The following is an 18,241-nucleotide window of genomic DNA, read 5'->3' as shown; positions in this document are numbered from 1 at the left end:
TGGATTCCAGCCTGGCGGTAAACAGAGAAAAAATCCAGCCCGAAACGATGTACCCCGGCGCATCAAACCCTTACCATATGCGGAAATTGTTCCACCTGGTTCATATCCTCTCTTTTTTCAGGCCACATATAATGAAAATAATCTCTCTGCGCCAGGCGACGCTGTTGATGTTGCCTGCCATTTTGCCGCTGCCGCTGCTGGCGGCGGATAATGACAATACCCTGGTCGTCACGGCTGCACCGCCGGAAACGGGCCTTAACGAACTCGATACGCCTGCGGCCCTGAGCGTGGTCGGTGGCGACGATATGCGCCAGGCAGCGCCGCGCGTTAACCTGTCGGAAAATCTCAGCAGCGTGCCGGGTCTGCAGATCCAGAACCGCCAGAATTATGCTCAGGACCTGCAGCTGTCGATGCGTGGCTTCGGCTCCCGCTCAACCTACGGCGTACGCGGGCTGCGCATCTACGTGGATGGCATCCCGGCCACCATGCCGGATGGTCAGGCGCAGACCTCCAATATCGATATCGGCTCGATTGATCATGTCGAGGTGCTGCGCGGCCCGTTTTCTGCGCTGTATGGCAACGCTTCGGGTGGCGTGATCAATGTCACCACTCAGCAGGGCCAGCAGCCGACCACGCTTGAAGCCAGCAGCTGGTACGGCAGCTACGGCAGCTGGCGCAACAGCGTCAAAGCCAGCGGCGCGACCGGCGACGGCAGTCATGCCGGGGATGTTAACTACACCGTCTCCGCCTCCCGCTTCACCACTCACGGTTATCGTGATCACAGCGCTGCGCAGAAGAATCTCGGTAACGCCCGACTGGGCGTGCGGATCGATGATGTCAGCGCCCTGACGCTGCTGTTTAACAGCGTTCACATTGACGCGCAGGATCCCGGCGGCTTAACCGAGGCACAGTGGCGTGACAATCCACGTCAGGTGGTCAGCAACGTCCCGCTTTATAACACCCGCAAGACTGTCGATCAGACTCAGGGCGGCCTGCGTTATCAGCGCCAGATGAGTGAAAACGACGACCTCAGCGTGATGCTCTACGCGGGCATGCGCGAAACTACCCAGTTCCAGTCGATTCCTGCAGCCGTGCAGCGCAACCCGTCTCATCCCGGTGGCGTGATCGCCCTGACCCGCCACTATCAGGGCGTCGATACCCGCTGGACTCATCGCGACACGCTGCTGTCAATTCCGGTGGCGCTGACCGGCGGACTCGACTACGAAACCATGTCCGAGCGCCGCAAGGGCTATGAAAATTTCACGGTCAGCAACGGGGTGACGCAGCTGGGCGAACAGGGCAATCTGCGCCGCAACGAGCGCAACCTGATGTGGACGCTCGATCCCTATCTGCAGACCGCCTGGGAGCTGACCGATAAGCTGTCGCTGGATGCGGGTGTGCGGTTCAGCACCGTTAACTTTGACTCTGATGACTTCTATATTCAGCCCGGTAACGGCGACGACAGCGGTGATGCGCGCTATCACAAATGGCTGCCCGCTGCGGCACTGAAGTATGCCTTTGACCCGAGCTGGAACGCGTGGATCTCCGCCGGTCGCGGCTTTGAAACCCCGACCATTAATGAGCTCTCTTACCGTTCAGATGGCGCGACAGGTCTGAATCTGGGGCTGAAACCGGCCACCAGCGATACGCTGGAGATTGGCAGCAAGAAACGCATCGGCAATGGCCTGATCAGCGCGGCGCTGTTCCAGACCGATACCCAGGATGAGATTGTGGCGGATGCCAGCAGTGGCGGACGCACTACCTATAAAAATGCCGGTCAGACCCGCCGTCGCGGTCTGGAATTAAGCCTGGATCAGCAGTTTGCCTGGGACTGGCGGCTGAAGATGGCCTACACCCTGCTGGATGCGCGCTATCGCAGCAACGCCTGCGGCAGTGACAGCTGTGACGGCAACCGCATTCCCGGCATCGCCCGTAACATGGCTTACGCCGGACTCGGTTACCTGCCTGAACAGGGCTTTTATGCAGGCAGTGAGGTGCGTTATCTGAGCCAGATCGACGCTGAAGATCAGAATAGCGTGAACACCCCGTCCTACACCGTTGCAGCGGTTAACAGTGGCTATAAGTGGCTGGTTGAGAACTGGACGCTGGATCTGTTTGGTCGGGTCGATAACCTGTTTGACCGGCACTATGTGGGTTCAGTGATTGTGAATGAGAGTAATGGACGCTACTTCGAATCCGCGCCGGGCCGCAATTACAGCGTCGGTTTAACGCTGGGTTACGCCTTCCGCTAAATTATAACGGGTAACGTCATTATGTTCTCACGTCTTATCCGTGGATGGGGTGATAAACCCGAGAAACAATACCCGGCGCTAACCGGCATGTTAAGAGTGTTTTTAAGCTGCCGCCATGACGACTTTGGCAATACCCTCGAAGAAATGCTCCAGAGCTATATTGATCATGACATGCCTGTTATTGAAGCGCGGAATGAAATAAACATCCTGCTTCAGAATGAGGATGATGATTTGAATGTCATTATGTCAGCGATTGCTGGTCAAGAGTTTCGTCCGGCCCCCTGGGGAGAAACGTGGCGCAGTTTTTTGATAAGAGCTGTGGCTGCCCTCAACGGGCCACCGTCGCGGTGGCCCAAAGCTTAACGTCACACGCGAATCAGGCGCGCGATTTTAACTGCGCCTTAATATCCTCACAGCTGCCGGTTTCACCCAGGCGCGGGAAGATCAGGTTCACGCTATTGTTGTGCGTATCGAGGTTCAGATCGGTCATCGCATCGGTCGCCAGCGTGACGTTGTAACCCAGCTCATACGCCTGTCGTGCGGTAGATTCCACGCCGATACTGGTCGCGATACCGCAAATTACTACCTGAGTAATGCCGCGCTTTTGCAGCTCATCGTGCAGCGCCGTGGCGTGAAACGCGCCCCAGGTTTTCTTGGTGACCGTAAGGTCATTCTGCTGTGGGGTCATCGCCGGAACCAGCGTCGCCCAGTCGGCGGGCAGTTCGCCGCTGTGACGTGCCTGCTCATTGCGGCCCGGCGCCCCACCGGCCACGTTAACCAGCACAACCGGCAGATCGTGCGCGCGAAACGTCTCAGCCAGTCCGGCACAGCGTTCGATTACCGGCTGCGGTTCATGAACCAGCGGCAAAGCCACAATGCCATGTTGCAGGTCGATAACAATCAGCGCAGTTTTTGCATCAAGTGTGGTTACAGCCATGTTGAATCCTCAGATTTAATAGTCAGTGAGTCGTTGCAGCAGAGGGAGAACGTCGGTCAGTTGCTGCTGTTCTGCCGGACTCAGTCGCGCTTCAAGCGTCCGGACCAGCCAGTCATCGCGCATCGCGCGACTCGACGTAATCACCGCCAGGCTGGACGTCGTGGGCAAATAGCGGGTTTTACGACCATCATGGGGATCCGGCTCGCCCGTCACCAGTTCGGCCGCCAGTAACCCGGCGACGGTCGCGCCCATTGACTGGGTGCGTACGCCCTCGGCCGCCGCCAGTTGCGTCACCGTCATCGCTCCATCGCGAACCAGATGACCCAGCACCGCGACCTGCGACCAGGTTAATTCGCCAGGCGGTGCTGACTCGCGCAACCGGCGGCCCAGCTTGCCCACCAGCATACGCAGCATTGCAGCGGATTCAGTCGGATCGCTCATTACCCGTCTCCATCGATAAGCGAAAGTATAAAGATACGAAGGTAAACTGTGTAGTTTGCTCAGGTATCAATTTGTAACGTCCGGGCGCTGCAGATAGTGGATCAGACTGTGGAAGCGCAGCGGTGTGCTGAGCGGGTTCCGGTAGCTGTGCAGCACGTCGGCCCTGAACTGGAACGCCTCCCCGGCGAGCAGACGTCGCCAGAGATCCCCGACGCCCAGCAATAGTTCGCCCTCGATTACCACCACCTGCTCCACACAGCCCGCTTCATGGGGCGAAGAATGGCTCTGCGCCCCCGCTGCGAGCTCCACCGCCAGCAGATCAAAACGCAGTTGCGGATCGTAAGGCAGCAGCGACCGTACCGACATGTCAGCATTGGGCTGACTGAATCCAGGCGCGGCGCCTGAAGGCAGTACGCTGCCGTCGATAAAAAAGGAAAAAGGAACGTTGAAACCGGTGGCAATCTTCCACAGCGTTGCCACGGTGGGACTCGATTCGCCGCGCTCAATCTGGCCCAGCATCGCTTTACTGACGCCGGTTCGCTCCGCCGTCAGCGTCAGGCTCCAGCCATTGGCCTGCCGCAACTGTCTGAGCGCGCTGCTCAGGTGTTGCTGAAAATCCGCCATTTTTTCTCCTGCTTTCTCGTCATCCTGGTGAGTGACGTTATGGTAATAGTGTAACACTTGTGCGTTATAGCGCATCATGCGACCATGTGCGCTATAACGCACAACCTCATAAAGAGTCTGACCATGACGAGAGCGGAACATCCCCGTTTTACCCTGCCGATGCTGGTCTCCGGCTTCGTGGCTGTGCTGGTGGGATACAGCAGCAGCGGCGCAATTATCTATCAGATGTTTCAGGCGGCGGGCGCCACGCCCGCGCAGATTGGCGGCTGGCTGTCGGTGCTGGGCATCGCGCTGGGGATCGCCTCGCTGGGCCTGTCACTGCGCTACCGCATGCCGGTGCTGGCTGCCTGGTCAACGCCCGGCGCTGCACTGCTGGCGACCAGTTTTCACGGCATTTCGCTGAATGAGGCGGTAGGCGTCTTTGTTTTCGCCAATGTGCTGATCGTATTGTGCGGCGTCACCGGCCTGTTTGCCCGGCTGATGAACTACATTCCCGCCTCACTGGCAGCGGCGATGCTGGCAGGTATTCTGCTGCGCTTCGGGCTGCAGACCTTTGCCGATTTGCAAAGTAACTTTGTACTGTGCGGCAGCATGTGCCTGGCCTGGCTGCTGGCCCGCCGCTGGCTGGCCCGCTATGCAATTCTGGTCACGCTGCTGGTAGGTGTTGCCGTCGCGCTGGCACAGCACGCCATCCACTTTCCGCCGCAGCCGATTAGGCTGGCAATGCCGGAAGTCGTGATGCCGCACTTTACCCTCACCACGCTGCTGGGGATCGGCGTGCCCTATTTCCTGGTGACGATGGCGTCGCAGAACGCCCCCGGCATCGCCACGCTGCAGGCGCACGGCTACCATCCACCCGTCTCTTCACTGATGAGCTGGACAGGATTAATTGCGCTGCTGCTGTCGCCATTAGGGGGTTTTTCGGTCTGTGTGGCGGCGATTACGGCGGCCATCTGCATGAGCGATGAGGTCGACCCAAATCCTCAGCAACGCTGGCGCGCGGCGGCGCTGGCGGGGATCTTCTATCTGCTGGCGGGCGCGTCCGGTGCGCTGATCGCCGTGCTGTTCAGCGCCCTGCCTGCGGTGCTGATTGAGGCGCTTGCGGGACTGGCACTCCTTGCCACGCTGGGTGGCAGCCTCCACCGCGCACTGGATCTGCCTGCCGAACGCGACAGCGCGCTGATCACCTTTCTGATCACCGCTTCCGGCGTTTCGCTGCTGGGCATTGGTCCGGCCTTCTGGGGACTGGCGGGCGGCGTCATCGCCCACCTGCTGCTGGTGCGCAAATCCGGCTGATTGCGTCATACTCTCTGAAATAGCGGTGGTTTTTCCGTCAGCCGGTGAAAAAAACAGTGGATTTACCCCCTTTTTCTGCCGTTTGATTTGTCATTGCCCCGCGTAAAATCAACCTAATCGTCGATAACACGCGATTTTCTGCCTCAGACAACGACCGATAAGGGCCCAACAGGTGGCAAAAACTTTTCTGCGCAGCGGTAATTTAGATGCAGTTCTGGCGTTAGGTGAAAATGGCCAGCCGGTCTACGCTTCAGCACTGCAAATTCGTGAAACCCTGCGCCTGCGCCGTCAGAGCGCACTGGCAGATTGCCTGGCCATTCCTCAGGCCAATGAACGGGGCGATCGCCTCGACTGGTATGCCCCTTTTAGCGGCCGGGTGAAATCCTGGCTGGGTGCCAGCGATCATGAACGTCGCGCGGCGCTGCAACAGCTCACCGCCTGTCAGCAGGATATGCAGGATCTCAGTACGCGCGCGCGCGCGGCAGAGAACCCATCGATGCGGCTGTTTGGTGCGCTGCTGAGCAAAACCCTGCAATTCCCCGACCAGCAGTATGTCTATCTGGTTGATGGCAAACCGGTCATCACCTTCTGGGGCTTTGTCGATGCCCAGGCGCGCAGCCGCGATGACGCGCTGGCCTGCCTGCGTGACACGCTGGAAGAGAACCTGCCGGTGGCGCTGGTTGAACCGCTGCCTGAGCTGCCTGCTGCACCGGTCATCGCTGAACCAGTGATGATCGCTGAGCCCGAACCTGAACCCGAAGCTATGGCTGAACCGCTGCCGGTTGCTGCACCCGTTGAAGCTCAGCCGGTGACGCCTGTAGCGGCTCGCCGCCGTTTCCGCGTCTGGTATCTGTTACCGCCGGTGGCGATTGCTGCCGCCGTGATGGTGGCCGTGTTGCTGCATCGTTCAGAACCCGTAAAAACACCGGTTGCCACCGCGAAGCCAGCGTCAGCCCCGGCGACGGTATCCACTCCGGCCCCTGCTGCGACTCCGGCACCGGTTGCGGCAACACCGTCTGTCACACCACCTGCAGAGCAGACAGCACCGGAAAAACTCCCCGAATCGCAGCCGCAGAAACCGGCCGCCAACACCGATACCGCACCGGCAACCTCATCTGCTACCCTTGCCACAACGGTAACGGCGCCGGTTCCGGCCAAACCCGATGACCTGATCGTGACGCCGGATGCGGTGCGCGATGGCCAGGTACGGGTGATTGATGGCCGCTGGCGTGTCACTATCGACCAGATGCCGACGCCAACCGGTAAGCCTCCGGTGATGCGCTTCCAGTTTAAAAACGGCAAAGGCAGCGTGCAGATCACCCAGGGCAATACCACCTGTAAAGCGGATGTCAGCGCGGCCATGACCAGCGCCGGTAACCTGGTGATTGAGAGCCGCTACACGGCGAAGTGCCAGAACAATTCGCGCTACCGTATGCCACTGCTGGTCTGCCATGCGAGCATCGGTGCCGCAGTGTGTGAAGCGCAGTATGCTGATGACCGGGTCTTCCCGATGACGATTAAGCGTGAGAGTAAATAACGATGCTGGCTCCCCTGATCGATGACAAACAAAAAATTTCGCTGATTGAAAACAGCGGCGTGCAGTTTCTGGATTTCGGCCTGCAACTCTCAGATACCCCGGCGCGCCGCCAGTTTGTGCGCCAGACCGCCAACGGCCCGCTGCTGCGCCTGAACGTCGATGGCAACAGCGGTAAGTTCCTGCTCTATCCGGAAGATGGCGGCGCTGCAGAAGTGGTGCGCCCGGAGTCTGATATCGCGCTGGCGGACTCGCTGTCCCTGCTGTCAGCCTGCTGGCTGCCGCTGCCGATGCTGCGCTGTGCCAGCGGACGTCGTTTCATCGGCGGTCCTGAAAACTGGGCGCGGATGCGTCTGGTTGCGCTGCCCGCGCCCGATGCAGCGGGCAATACCCATCGCGTAAGCCTGGCCTTTGATACCCGCTGCGTGGCGGAACAGGATGGCGGTGAACAGCTCGGCCTCAGCCCGGCTGATGCTCAGAACGGTGTGACTTTTGCGCTCGCCTGGCACAACTACGAGCTGGGTGATTTTCTTGACCTGACCTGGGTTGACGGCTGGCTGCGTGAATCCTTTACCGACCGCGTCTCCGATCGCCGCGAACAGGCGATTAATCAGGCGCTGCGCGAGTTTGAGTATCAGGCGCACTACCTCAATCTGCTGGAGCTGCTGGGCGAACAGCTCGACCTCAGCGAGATCCATATTCAGGCCGCCACGCTGCAGACCCCGGCGGTCAACGTCGATATCATTCTGGATGTCGGTAACTCCCATACCTGCGGCATTCTGGTGGAAGATCACCCGGAAGAGAGCAACGGCCTGAAGCAGACCTATGAGCTGCAGTTGCGCGATCTGTCGCAGCCGCATCAGGTTTACAACGAGCTGTTTGACAGCCGTCTGGAGTTTGCCGAGACCCGGTTTGGCAAAGCGAACTTCTCGCTGGAGAGCGGTCGTGAGCAGGCCTTTATGTGGCCTTCTCTGACGCGCGTCGGCCGTGAAGCGAGCCGTCTGGCCCTGCAGCGTGTGGGACTGGAAGGCAGTACCGGCCTCTCCAGCCCGCGCCGTTATCTGTGGGATGAGGCGCGCTATCAGCCAGGCTGGCGTTTTAACACGCCCGGCGAGCAGGCTGAACCGCTGGCCTATGCCGCACCCTTTACCACCCTGCTTAACGACGAAGGGCAGCCGCTTTCGACGCTGGCACCCGACGATCGTCTGCCGGTCTTTTCTCCGCACTACAGCCGCAGTTCGCTGATGACCTTTATGCTGTGTGAGCTGCTGGCTCAGGCGCTGATGCAGATGAACAGCGCGGCACAGCGTCAGCGGATGCCGCAGAGCCACGCTCCGCGTCAGCTGCGCCATGTGATCCTGACGCTGCCGTCAGCGATGCCGAAGCCGGAGCGTGAAATTTTCCGCCGCCGGATGCAGGAAGCGCTGGCGCTGGTCTGGAAAGCGGAAGGCTGGCTGGCTGACGAAGATGACCTTTCACCATCACTGCCTCGTCAGAATCCGAAACCGCTGCCGGATGTTCAGATGGAGTGGGATGAAGCGACCTGTGGTCAGATGGTCTGGCTGTTTAATGAAACCCAGGTCAACTTTGCCGGTCGCGCCGAAGACTTTTTCAGCAGCATGGCCCGTCCGGATCGCCCGCGCGATGCTGACGAACTGCCAGGCAAGAGCCTGCGCATCGCCTCGATTGATATCGGCGGCGGCACTACTGACCTCGCCATCACCCAGTATCGCCTGGATGATGGTCAGGGCAACAACGTCAAAATCACGCCGCGACTGCTGTTCCGCGAGGGCTTTAAAGTCGCGGGCGACGATATCCTGCTGGATGTGATTCAGCTCTGGATTTTACCGGCGCTGCAGCAGCATCTGCAGAAAGCGGGCCTGACGCTGGCGGAACCGCTGATGAACAAGCTGTTTGGTCACGACAGCCGCATGGACGGCCAGGCCACGCTGCGTCAGCAGGTCACCTTACAACTGTTTATTCCGCTGGCGCAGGCGGTACTGGAACGCTACGAAAACTGGGATCCGCTGGTGAGCCACGCGGAGATCAACGCGCTGTTTGGCGAGCTGGTCGAGCAGCCTCCGGGCGCAGCGGTACTGGCCTTCGTCAACGGCGAGATTCAGCGCGAACTGGGCGGTAACAGCCGCTTTGACCTGCTGCAGGTGCCGCTGGTGGTGAGCCTGTCACAGCTGCACGGGGAATTTATGCAGCACCGGATGGCGATTATCCCGGCGCTGCGTTCAATGTGTGAAGTGGTGTCGCTCTACCAGTGTGACGTGCTGCTGCTGACCGGTCGCCCGTCGCGCTTCCCGGGCATTCAGGCGCTGGTGCGTCATCTGCAACCGCTGCCGGGCAGCCGTATTCTGTCGCTGGAAGGCTATCACACCAGCGACTGGTATCCGTTTAACAAACATGGCCGCATCGACAATCCAAAATCGACTGCGGCGGTTGGCGCGATGCTCTGCCTGCTGGCGCTGGATCTGCGCCTCAGCAGCTTCTGGTTCCGCGCAGGCGATTTTGAACCCTACTCGACGATTCGCTATCTTGGCATGCTCGACGAAAACCAGGCGCTGACGGACGAGAACCTCTGCTACAGCGAAATTGACCTCGACGATCCCGGCTATGTGCTGGATAAAAAGCGCAGTTTCCGTATTCGCGGCAACGTCTGTCTCGGCTTCCGCCAGCTCGATAACGATCGCTGGCCCGCCTCGCCGCTCTATAGCCTGACGCTGAACGACGCTACCCTGGCGCGTAAAGTGGCCGGTGAGAGCGTGCTGCGCATCCGGCTGGCGGTAAAAGCCGGACCCGACGCGTCCGGCCCGGAAAGTCTGGTGCTGAGCGATGCCCGCCTGGATGATGGCACCCGTGTGCCGCTGGAGCAGTTGAGTCTTAAGCTGAATACCCTGTCGGCAACCGGCAATGCCAATGCGCAATACTGGATTGACAGCGGGAGCGTGTGTAAACGATGAAAGCCCTGAAACCCCGTCAGCCGCAAACGCTGGCAAAACGTCTTGGCCTGTTGCAGGACGCCCTGAATAACAGTCTGGCCTGGATTGAGAGCAGCCGTGAGCAGTCGCCGCGTCTGGCGCTGGAAGCAGAAACCCTGACGCTGCAACTGCGCCAGGCGCGCGTGCAGACTCAGGCGCTGGCGCAGCAGGTGGCGCGTCCGGTGACGCTGGCGCTGTTTGGTCAGTCGCAGGCGGGTAAAGCCTGGCTGCTGAACGAAATGGTGGCCGATGCACAGGGCCAGTTAGTGACCCGCATGGGCGATAAACTGCTGAACTGGTTTCAGCATATCAATCCCGGCAACCTCGATTTTGCTACCGCCACCCGTTTCAGCCATCAGCGCGAGCCGCTTTCAAACGAGTGGCCGGTTGAACTGACGCTGCTGAGTGAAGCGGAGATCGTACGGCTGATGGTCGCCTGTGCCGGCGCGACAATGCCCGACACCGCACAGATCGACAGCGCACTGCAGCGCCTGCAGCGTCATCGTCTCGCCACGCCGCTGGCGGGTCTGGAAGGCGATGCGCTGGTGACACTCTGGTCCTGGTGCCGTCGTCGTGCGCACCACGATGCGCGGCTTGATCGTCATTTCTGGCCGCAGGCGGTTGAGCTTGCGCCCTGGCTCAGCGTTGACGACCGGGTACAGCTTTTTTCACTGCTGTGGCCTGGTCAGCCTGAACTGAATGAAATGCTGCGCACCCTGCTGCATCTGCGTCACCAGCTGCGTAACAGCAGCCGGGTGCTTGCTCCACTGAGCCTGCTGACCGACACATCACTGCTGCCGGCCGAGCAGCTGATTGTGCCAGCCAGTGAGCAGGATCAGCAGCAGCTGGTGGAAATCTGCCCGCTGAATGGTAACCGCATCGGTAAGGCGCAGAACGTGCCGCTGGGATTACTGGCGCTGCTGACGCTGGAAGTGCTGGTGCCGCTGAGTTCCACACCGCGTACCGCGCTCTATGATGATGCCGATATGCTGGAACTCCCCGCGCCAGGCCAGTCCGGTGACGCGGCAACCCAGGAAGATCGTCAGCGCCTGCAGCAGCAGGATCCGCTGCGTGCCCAACTGCTGGAACAGAAACGCGCCCTGCTGCCCGGTTTTTACGCCGCACGTCAGGCAATTGATCTGCTGCTGGTCTGTACCGCAGCCAGCCAGCGTCAGGATGCCGACCTCGCCAGCGAAACGCTGCGCGAATGGCAGCGTCAGCAGCCCGCACAGGAATCTGCAGAGAAACCGCGTCTGATCTGGGCGATTACCCCTTTCGATGCCCGCCATCAGCAGGTCAATGTGGATGAAGCGGTGCAGCGTCAGATGGGACAGCCCGGTCAGCACTGGGGATCGATGCTGGCACTGGATCGCGCGGGCGTCGACCGCATGGCGAGCTGGTTGCAGGATGAGATGCAGCCGGAAGCGCGCCGCGACATGCTGCTGGCTCAGCTGGCGCAGATTCAGCACGCTGTGGTGGAGCGGCGTTTATTGCCCTGGACCGAAGCGGGTGCCAGCCCGGAACAGGCGGCACGCAAACAGAATATCGCCGATACGCTACTGAAGTGTTTACAGCATCGGACCGGCCTGCATGGCGAGCTGCTGGAACGCCTGCAGCCGCCGCGTGAGGCGCTGCGTCAGCTGTGGCTCAATCAGTCCGCCTTACAAGGCAGCAAACCGGCCAGTATTCAGGCACCGGAAAATCAGTTTGGCATCGGATTTGAATTTGACCTGTTCAGTGAGAGCCCGGCTGAAGCACCGGTTCAGCCACGCCAGAGTCTGCAGAGCGCTCAGCAGTATCCGCGTCAGGTGCTGCTGCTGTGGCTGGATCATCTGCGTCAGCTGCCGGAAAACCGCAGCCTGCTGGCGTTGCTGAACGTGGATAAGCCAACGATGGAGTGGCTGGTTGAGGAGCTGATCACGGCCGGATTCCGCACCGATATCGCGCAAAAGCTGCAGCAGGCGCTGCATGAGCCCGATACGCAGAGCGTCAGTCATGAATCACGCGCGGATCGTCAGGTGACGCGGGCGATGACGGTGCTGGGGGATTTTGTAGCCTGGCTCGGCTTTTTACAGCGTCCTGAAACTGAACGCCCTGCCAGCCGCGTTAACCGGGGTCAGGTGATTTTCTCGCGTCCTCCGGCTCCCAGCGTCAGCTTCAGTGCCGGTCAGCGTCTGACCAAACTCTCTGCCGCCCCGGCCAACCACACGGCCTACTATATCTACGACTGGCTGGTGGGGCTGAACCAGGTCATCATTGAGAACAATGGTTACACTGGCGGCGGCGATCTGCCGCTGGCAGCTCGCGAAGCGCTGGTTGCGCTGCTTAAGCCGCTTCGCGCTTAATCAATGATCAGGCGCAGTTCGCCCTCCAGCGACTGCGCCGCCTCTTCCAGCAGCGCCAGCACCGGCGCTAAATCGGCCTGATGCGCGGCATAGTGCTGCAACCACATTGTGGCAGGCAGCGCCATCCCGCCCGTCAGCCAGTCCCATAACGCATCCAGATTATGTCCGAAGGTCTGCGGACAGCCGCTCTGCTCAGCAAACTGCTGATAAAACGCCGCGCGCGTGGTGAGCTGACGCAGGTCAAAGGTCAGATTAAGCATGATCAGGGCACCTGCCTGAAACTGCGGTAGTGATCGGTGGAGATAAACACCAGCCCGTCAGAGGAGTAAACCAGGCGATCGGCATCGCGATGGCCGCAGCGATAATTCACATCCGCTTCATACCACTGACGGCCTGCACGCGCGGGCAGACGCTTCTCACGATTCGTAAAGCGATCGCCGCCGATGGCTTTGCCAGGCAACACGTCACACAGGTTGCCTTTGGCCGGATTCCAGCCACGCTTGCGCGCGTCGTTTTTGGTGAGGTAGTAGTCCGGCAGTTGCTGATGCTGCAGCACCCAGCGCGCCACGGTATGGGCGTCAGTCAGGGTGGCGATATCCGCCTGGGCAGGGGCTGAAACGGAATTCAGATAGGGTTTTAGGCCGTAGAAACAGGCCGCGAGGACGAGAAAAAGTCCAATCCAGAGTTTTTTTGACATGATGGCATCCGTGACGACAGGACGCAGATGATACCAGTTTTGCGCGCAGAGAAAAGCGCGGGCCAGACAAGCTGGCCCTGGCGAGGTTATGCTGCGTGCGAATCCCCGCTGTGCCGACGCCATGCACCCGGCGCGACGCCATACTGGCGTTTGAAGCTGCGGTTAAAGGATTGCTGGGAGTCGAAACCTAACGAGATCGCCACATTGAGAATCGGTTCATCTGTGCTGGTCAGGCGGTCGGCTGATTTCTTCAGCTTCTTAACCCGGATGTATTCACCCAGTGGATAACCGGTGTGCTCTTTAAACATGCGCTGCAGGTGCCATTTGGAGTAGCCCGCGCGCTCTGAAACGGTATCCAGATCCAGACGTGCTTCGATGTTGTTATCAATCCAGTCGATTAAATCGTGAATAAAAGCATCACTCATCATTCCAGTCTCTCCTGTCGCCGTAGCGAAAAGTATTAGTATCAGTTGCAGTTACACTTAAGGGTGGCTGACTATGCCATTTAATGCAAGTTTTATTAGTACATTAAATGCCGCACTATTTGTGGGGGTTTAGTTAAGTTGTTCAGGCTTTCATCGCCCTGCCCTAAACCGCACATAAAGTGTATCTGTTATTCTTGCAGTTGCCAGCCACGCAAGCCTACACTCACCGCGATTAATTGCAATCTTAAAAGTTGCAAATATTGGCCTGCAGGCCGCCTGTTTATATCTATCGCGGAATAACAACAATGATTACGAACCGGGTTCGTCAGGGTTTAACCCTCTTAGGGATGGTACTGCTCATCACGCAACTGAGCGGCTGCGATAAGGGTGTGGCGCAAAACGCCGCTCCCCCGCCGCCTGAAGTGAGTGCCGCCCCCGTGCTGATCAAACCGGTCAGTCAGTGGGATAATTTCAATGGCCGGGTTGAAGCGGTGCAGAGCGTGCAGTTGCGTCCGCGCGTCTCTGGCTACATTGATGCCGTTAACTATCGTGAAGGCGATGAGGTCAGAAAAGGTCAGGTACTGTTTACCATTGATGACCGGAGTTACCGCGCGGCGCTGGAGCAGGCCAAAGCGGAACTGGCCCGGGCGCGCAGTCAGGCGAGTCTGGCCCGCAGCGAATCGGGCCGCAGCGAGAAGCTGATCGGCACGCAGGCGATTTCCCGCGAAGCGTGGGAGCAGCGTCGTTCTGCCGCCAGTCAGGCGCAGGCGGATGTGCTGGCCGCAGAGGCCGCGGTCGATATGGCGCAGCTGAACCTCGACTTCACCCGCGTTACCGCGCCGATTGATGGTCGCGCCAGCCGGGCGATGATCACCGCCGGTAACCTGGTGACCGCCGGCGACAGCGCCAGTGTGTTAACCACGCTGGTGTCGCAGCAGCAGATGTATGTCTATTTCGATGTCGATGAGAACACCTTCCTGAACTATCAGGCGATGGCGCGTCAGGGCCAGCAGCGCCATGCGCTGCCGGTTGAGATTGCGCTGGTCGGCGAACAGGGTTTCCCGCACCAGGGCAAAATTGACTTTCTGGATAACCAGCTGACCGCCAGCACCGGCACCATTCGTATGCGCGCCCTGCTCGACAATCAACAGCGTCAGTTTACGCCTGGCCTGTTTGCCCGCGTGCGTCTGCCCGGCAGCGCGCAGTTCGAGGCGGTGCTGATTGATGATAAAGCGGTATTGACCGACCAGGATCGCAAGTATGTCTACGTGGTGGATGGCGAAGGTAAAGCGCAGCGGCGCGATATCCAGCCTGGCGCGATGGTGGATGGTCTGCGCATCGTTAAATCGGGTCTGCAATCCGGCGACAAGGTCATCATCGCCGGTCTGCAAAAAGTATTTATGCCCGGCATGCCGGTCACTGCTCAGCCGGTCGCCATGCGTGCGGCAGCCGCTCAATAACCCGAGGCCGCTATGGACTTTTCCCGCTTTTTTATCGACCGGCCCATTTTTGCTGCGGTGCTGTCGATCCTGATTTTTGTGACCGGGGTGATTGCCATCCCGCTGCTGCCAGTCAGTGAATATCCCGACGTTGTGCCACCCAGCGTGCAGGTGCGTGCCGAATATCCAGGCGCTAACCCGAAAGTGATTGCGGATTCCGTGGCGACGCCGCTGGAAGAGGCAATCAACGGCGTCGAAAACATGATGTACATGAAGTCAGTGGCCGGTTCTGACGGCGTGCTGGTAACTACCGTCACCTTCCGTCCAGGCACCGATCCTGACCAGGCGCAGGTGCAGGTGCAGAACCGCGTAGCGCAGGCGGAAGCCCGTCTGCCGGAAGATGTGCGTCGGCTGGGGATCACCACCCAGAAGATGTCGCCGACCCTGACGCTGGTCGTCCACATGTTCTCACCGAACAATACCTACGATTCGCTCTACCTGCGTAACTACGCCACCCTCAAGGTGAAAGATGAGCTGGCCCGCCTGCCGGGTGTCGGTCAGATCCAGATTTTCGGCGCAGGCGAGTATGCGATGCGCGTCTGGCTTGATCCTAATAAAGTGGCGGCGCGTGGTCTGACCGCCTCTGACGTAGTGACGGCGATGCAGGAGCAGAACGTGCAGGTCTCTGCCGGTCAGCTGGGTGCCGAGCCGCTGAAAAAACAGAGCGATTTTCTGCTGTCAATCAACACCCAGGGACGACTGGAGAGCGAGCAGCAGTTTGGCGATATCATCCTGAAAACCTCGGAAGATGGTTCGCTGGTGCGGCTGCGCGACGTGGCGCGGATTGAGATGGGCTCGGGCAGCTATGCCCTGCGCTCGCAGCTGAATAACAAAGATGCGGTCGGTATCGGTATCTTCCAGGCGCCTGGTGCCAACGCCATCGACCTCTCCAATGCGGTTCGCGCCAAAATGGATGAGCTGGCGACCCGCTTCCCCAACGACGTGAAATGGGCCGCGCCTTACGATCCGACGGTGTTTGTCCGCGACTCGATTAAAGCCGTGGTGCAGACCCTGCTGGAAGCGGTCATTCTGGTCGTGCTGGTGGTGATTCTGTTCCTGCAGACCTGGCGCGCCTCGATCATTCCCCTGCTGGCGGTGCCGGTTTCGATAGTCGGTACCTTTAGCGTGCTCTATCTGCTTGGCTTCTCGCTGAATACGCTGAGCCTGTTCGGGCTGGTGCTGGCGATTGGTATCGTGGTGGATGACGCCATTGTGGTGGTGGAGAATGTCGAACGTAACATTGAGATGGGGCTGTCGCCGCGCGCCGCTGCACATCAGGCGATGCGTGAGGTCTCCGGGCCGATCATCGCCATTGCGCTGGTGCTGTGCGCGGTGTTTGTGCCGATGGCGTTTCTCTCTGGCGTCACCGGGCAGTTCTACAAGCAGTTCGCCACTACCATCGCCATCTCTACAGTGATCTCTGCCATTAACTCGCTGACGCTCTCGCCTGCGCTGGCGGCGATGCTGCTGAAAGATCATCACGCGCCGAAAGACCGGCTGACGCGGATCATTGATGCGCTGTTTGGCTGGCTGTTCCGGCCGTTTAACCGCTTCTTCCAGCGCAGTGCCCATGGTTATGAATCGCTGGTGGGCCGTACGCTGCGTCGCCGTGGCGCCGTGTTTGGCGTCTATATTCTGCTGCTGGCGGGTGCCGGATTTATGTTCCACACCGTGCCGGGTGGATTTATTCCGACGCAGGATAAGCTCTACCTGATTGGTGGCGTGAAGATGCCGGAAGGTTCCTCTCTGGCGCGCACGGATGAAGTGATTCGTAAGATGTGCGAAATCGGTATGCAGACCGAAGGCGTCGCCTATGCGGTAGCGTTCCCCGGCCTGAATGCATTGCAGTTCACCAATACGCCGAACAGCGGCACGGTGTTCTTCGGTCTTAAGCCGTTTAATGAGCGCAAACATACGGCGGCGGAGATCAACGCTGAGATCAATGCGAAGATCGCGCAAATCCAGCAGGGCTTTGGCTTCTCGATTATGCCACCGCCGATTCTGGGGCTTGGCCAGGGCTCGGGCTATTCGCTCTATGTGCAGGACCGCGCGGGTCTGGGTTATGGCGCACTGCAGACGGCGATTAATACGCTGTCGGGCAGCATCATGCAGACGCCAGGGATGCACTTCCCCATCTCCTCTTATCAGGCCAACGTTCCGCAGCTTGATGTGAAGGTAGACCGGGATAAAGCCAAAGCTCAGGGAGTATCGCTGACCGCGCTGTTCAGCACGCTCCAGACCTATCTCGGCTCGTCTTATGTGAATGACTTTAACCGCTTTGGCCGCACCTGGCGGGTGATGGCGCAGGCTGACGGGGATTTCCGCGACAGCATCGAAGATATCGCTAACCTGCGTACCCGAAACGATCGTGGTGAGATGGTGCCGATTGGCAGCATGGTCAACATTACCACCACCTACGGTCCCGACCCGGTGATCCGCTATAACGGCTATCCGGCGGCGGATTTGATTGGTGATGCCGACCCACGCGTGCTCTCCTCGGCGCAGGCGATGAGTCAGCTGGAAGCGATGTCCGGTCAGCTATTGCCAAACGGCATGAACATCGAGTGGACCGATCTGAGTTATCAGCAGTCAACGCAGGGCAATACCGCGCTGATTGTCTTCCCGATGGCCGTGTTGCTGGCGTTCCTGGTGCTGGCCGCGCTGTATGAGAGCTGGACGCTGCCGCTGGCGGTAATCCTGATTGTGCCGATGACCATGCTCTCTGCGCTGTTTGGCGTCTGGCTGACTGGCGGTGACAACAACGTCTTCGTGCAGGTCGGACTGGTGGTGCTGATGGGGCTGGCCTGTAAGAACGCGATTCTGATCGTCGAGTTTGCGCGAGAGCTGGAGATTCAGGGCAAAGGGATTGTGGAAGCGGCGCTGGAAGCGTGTCGCCTGCGTCTGCGTCCGATTGTGATGACCTCCATCGCCTTTATCGCCGGTACAATACCGCTGATTCTGGGTGAAGGCGCGGGTGCAGAGGTGCGCGGCGTTACGGGTATTACGGTCTTCTCCGGCATGCTCGGCGTGACGCTGTTCGGCCTGTTCCTGACGCCGGTGTTCTACGTCGCCCTGCGCAAGCTGGTGACGCGCCGGTCAGGTAGTGCATCGTCCGTGACGGCGTAAACCGTAAAAGTTAAAAGGGGGCGATCATACGATCGCCCCCTTTTTTTGCCTGTGATTCACAGATGCCGGCAGATTCTG

The 18,241-nt window shown here is 59.6% G+C and carries 14 protein-coding genes; 8 read left to right on the top strand and 6 right to left on the bottom strand.

Translation table 11 applies throughout. The annotated features are described in order from the left end of the window. The first annotated feature begins 131 nt into the window (after nucleotides 1-131). Nucleotides 132-2,252: a TonB-dependent receptor PqqU gene (gene pqqU, locus FOV68_RS01215; protein WP_186289704.1), complete on the top strand. Its 2,121-nt coding sequence runs from the start codon at nucleotides 132-134 to the stop codon at nucleotides 2,250-2,252. 21 nt (nucleotides 2,253-2,273) lie between these two features. Further along, nucleotides 2,274-2,615 carry a contact-dependent growth inhibition system immunity protein gene (locus tag FOV68_RS01210; RefSeq protein ID WP_143990197.1) on the top strand — a complete coding sequence of 114 codons (342 nt, stop codon included), beginning with the start codon at nucleotides 2,274-2,276 and terminating at the stop codon, nucleotides 2,613-2,615. Between the two features lie 13 nt (nucleotides 2,616-2,628). On the opposite strand, the gene FOV68_RS01205 is transcribed toward FOV68_RS01210, so the two are convergent. The 3 genes from FOV68_RS01205 to FOV68_RS01195 all read right to left on the bottom strand — a co-directional run bounded on the left by FOV68_RS01205 (nucleotide 2,629) and on the right by FOV68_RS01195 (nucleotide 4,254). After that, the gene (locus FOV68_RS01205; RefSeq protein ID WP_143990196.1) at nucleotides 2,629-3,189 is read right to left on the bottom strand and encodes an isochorismatase family protein; all 561 of its coding nucleotides are present in this window, start codon (nucleotides 3,187-3,189) and stop codon (nucleotides 2,629-2,631) included. Nucleotides 3,190-3,204: 15 nt separating this feature from the next. Beyond that, nucleotides 3,205-3,630 carry a MarR family winged helix-turn-helix transcriptional regulator gene (locus FOV68_RS01200; RefSeq protein WP_031592861.1) on the bottom strand — a complete coding sequence of 142 codons (426 nt, stop codon included), beginning with the start codon at nucleotides 3,628-3,630 and terminating at the stop codon, nucleotides 3,205-3,207. A 66-nt stretch (nucleotides 3,631-3,696) separates the two neighbouring features. After that, nucleotides 3,697-4,254: a helix-turn-helix domain-containing protein gene (locus FOV68_RS01195; protein ID WP_060680161.1), complete on the bottom strand. Its 558-nt coding sequence runs from the start codon at nucleotides 4,252-4,254 to the stop codon at nucleotides 3,697-3,699. A gap of 123 nt (nucleotides 4,255-4,377) precedes the next feature. On the opposite strand from FOV68_RS01195, the gene FOV68_RS01190 reads away from it, so the two are divergent. The 4 genes from FOV68_RS01190 to FOV68_RS01175 all read left to right on the top strand — a co-directional run bounded on the left by FOV68_RS01190 (nucleotide 4,378) and on the right by FOV68_RS01175 (nucleotide 12,416). Then, a complete protein-coding gene (locus tag FOV68_RS01190) occupies nucleotides 4,378-5,550 on the top strand; it encodes a benzoate/H(+) symporter BenE family transporter (protein ID WP_255473575.1) in 1,173 nt (390 codons plus the stop codon). 172 nt (nucleotides 5,551-5,722) lie between these two features. After that, the gene (locus FOV68_RS01185; protein ID WP_143990194.1) at nucleotides 5,723-7,087 is read left to right on the top strand and encodes an SrfA family protein; all 1,365 of its coding nucleotides are present in this window, start codon (nucleotides 5,723-5,725) and stop codon (nucleotides 7,085-7,087) included. A gap of 2 nt (nucleotides 7,088-7,089) precedes the next feature. Then, a complete protein-coding gene (locus FOV68_RS01180; RefSeq protein ID WP_143990193.1) occupies nucleotides 7,090-10,053 on the top strand; it encodes a virulence factor SrfB in 2,964 nt (987 codons plus the stop codon). Further along, the gene (locus FOV68_RS01175; RefSeq protein ID WP_143990192.1) at nucleotides 10,050-12,416 is read left to right on the top strand and encodes a virulence factor SrfC family protein; all 2,367 of its coding nucleotides are present in this window, start codon (nucleotides 10,050-10,052) and stop codon (nucleotides 12,414-12,416) included. Before FOV68_RS01180 ends, FOV68_RS01175 begins: the two co-directional genes overlap by 4 nt. Here FOV68_RS01175 and FOV68_RS01170 read toward each other — a convergent pair. From FOV68_RS01170 to FOV68_RS01160, 3 genes are all read right to left on the bottom strand, one after another. Further along, nucleotides 12,413-12,676: a barstar family protein gene (locus tag FOV68_RS01170; protein ID WP_010670099.1), complete on the bottom strand. Its 264-nt coding sequence runs from the start codon at nucleotides 12,674-12,676 to the stop codon at nucleotides 12,413-12,415. The genes FOV68_RS01175 and FOV68_RS01170 overlap by 4 nt on opposite strands. A gap of 2 nt (nucleotides 12,677-12,678) precedes the next feature. Then, entirely contained in the window at nucleotides 12,679-13,113 is a 435-nt protein-coding gene (locus FOV68_RS01165) for a ribonuclease domain-containing protein (RefSeq protein ID WP_143990191.1), read from the bottom strand. 86 nt (nucleotides 13,114-13,199) lie between these two features. Beyond that, nucleotides 13,200-13,541, bottom strand: a complete 342-nt coding sequence (locus tag FOV68_RS01160; protein ID WP_009090299.1) for a helix-turn-helix domain-containing protein — start codon at nucleotides 13,539-13,541, stop codon at nucleotides 13,200-13,202. A 302-nt stretch (nucleotides 13,542-13,843) separates the two neighbouring features. On the opposite strand from FOV68_RS01160, the gene FOV68_RS01155 reads away from it, so the two are divergent. Together FOV68_RS01155 and oqxB are read left to right on the top strand one after the other, a co-directional pair. Further along, nucleotides 13,844-14,998, top strand: coding sequence for an efflux RND transporter periplasmic adaptor subunit (locus FOV68_RS01155; protein WP_010245312.1), 1,155 nt, complete (start codon nucleotides 13,844-13,846; stop codon nucleotides 14,996-14,998). A gap of 12 nt (nucleotides 14,999-15,010) precedes the next feature. Continuing rightward, nucleotides 15,011-18,163 (top strand): multidrug efflux RND transporter permease subunit OqxB, encoded by a 3,153-nt coding sequence (gene oqxB, locus FOV68_RS01150; protein ID WP_143990190.1) that lies wholly within the window; start codon nucleotides 15,011-15,013, stop codon nucleotides 18,161-18,163. Nucleotides 18,164-18,241 lie beyond the last annotated feature (78 nt).

The organism is Pantoea sp. paga (assembly GCF_007558755.1).
Lineage (GTDB): Bacteria > Pseudomonadota > Gammaproteobacteria > Enterobacterales > Enterobacteriaceae > Pantoea > Pantoea agglomerans.
This window is presented reverse-complemented; position numbering and strand designations above follow the sequence as displayed.

What these genes read in the sequence shown, in the direction of transcription:
- FOV68_RS01210 (WP_143990197.1), top strand. Translation starts at nt 2,274, where the DNA reads ATGTTCTCACGTCTTATCCGTGGATGGGGTGATAAACCCGAGAAACAA.
- FOV68_RS01155 (WP_010245312.1), top strand. Translation starts at nt 13,844, where the DNA reads ATGATTACGAACCGGGTTCGTCAGGGTTTAACCCTCTTAGGGATGGTA.
- oqxB (WP_143990190.1), top strand. Translation starts at nt 15,011, where the DNA reads ATGGACTTTTCCCGCTTTTTTATCGACCGGCCCATTTTTGCTGCGGTG.
- FOV68_RS01195 (WP_060680161.1), bottom strand. Translation starts at nt 4,254, where the DNA reads ATGGCGGATTTTCAGCAACACCTGAGCAGCGCGCTCAGACAGTTGCGG.
- FOV68_RS01180 (WP_143990193.1), top strand. Translation starts at nt 7,090, where the DNA reads ATGCTGGCTCCCCTGATCGATGACAAACAAAAAATTTCGCTGATTGAA.
- FOV68_RS01190 (WP_255473575.1), top strand. Translation starts at nt 4,378, where the DNA reads ATGACGAGAGCGGAACATCCCCGTTTTACCCTGCCGATGCTGGTCTCC.
- FOV68_RS01165 (WP_143990191.1), bottom strand. Translation starts at nt 13,113, where the DNA reads ATGTCAAAAAAACTCTGGATTGGACTTTTTCTCGTCCTCGCGGCCTGT.
- FOV68_RS01160 (WP_009090299.1), bottom strand. Translation starts at nt 13,541, where the DNA reads ATGATGAGTGATGCTTTTATTCACGATTTAATCGACTGGATTGATAAC.
- FOV68_RS01205 (WP_143990196.1), bottom strand. Translation starts at nt 3,189, where the DNA reads ATGGCTGTAACCACACTTGATGCAAAAACTGCGCTGATTGTTATCGAC.
- FOV68_RS01170 (WP_010670099.1), bottom strand. Translation starts at nt 12,676, where the DNA reads ATGCTTAATCTGACCTTTGACCTGCGTCAGCTCACCACGCGCGCGGCG.
- FOV68_RS01175 (WP_143990192.1), top strand. Translation starts at nt 10,050, where the DNA reads ATGAAAGCCCTGAAACCCCGTCAGCCGCAAACGCTGGCAAAACGTCTT.
- FOV68_RS01200 (WP_031592861.1), bottom strand. Translation starts at nt 3,630, where the DNA reads ATGAGCGATCCGACTGAATCCGCTGCAATGCTGCGTATGCTGGTGGGC.
- pqqU (WP_186289704.1), top strand. Translation starts at nt 132, where the DNA reads ATGAAAATAATCTCTCTGCGCCAGGCGACGCTGTTGATGTTGCCTGCC.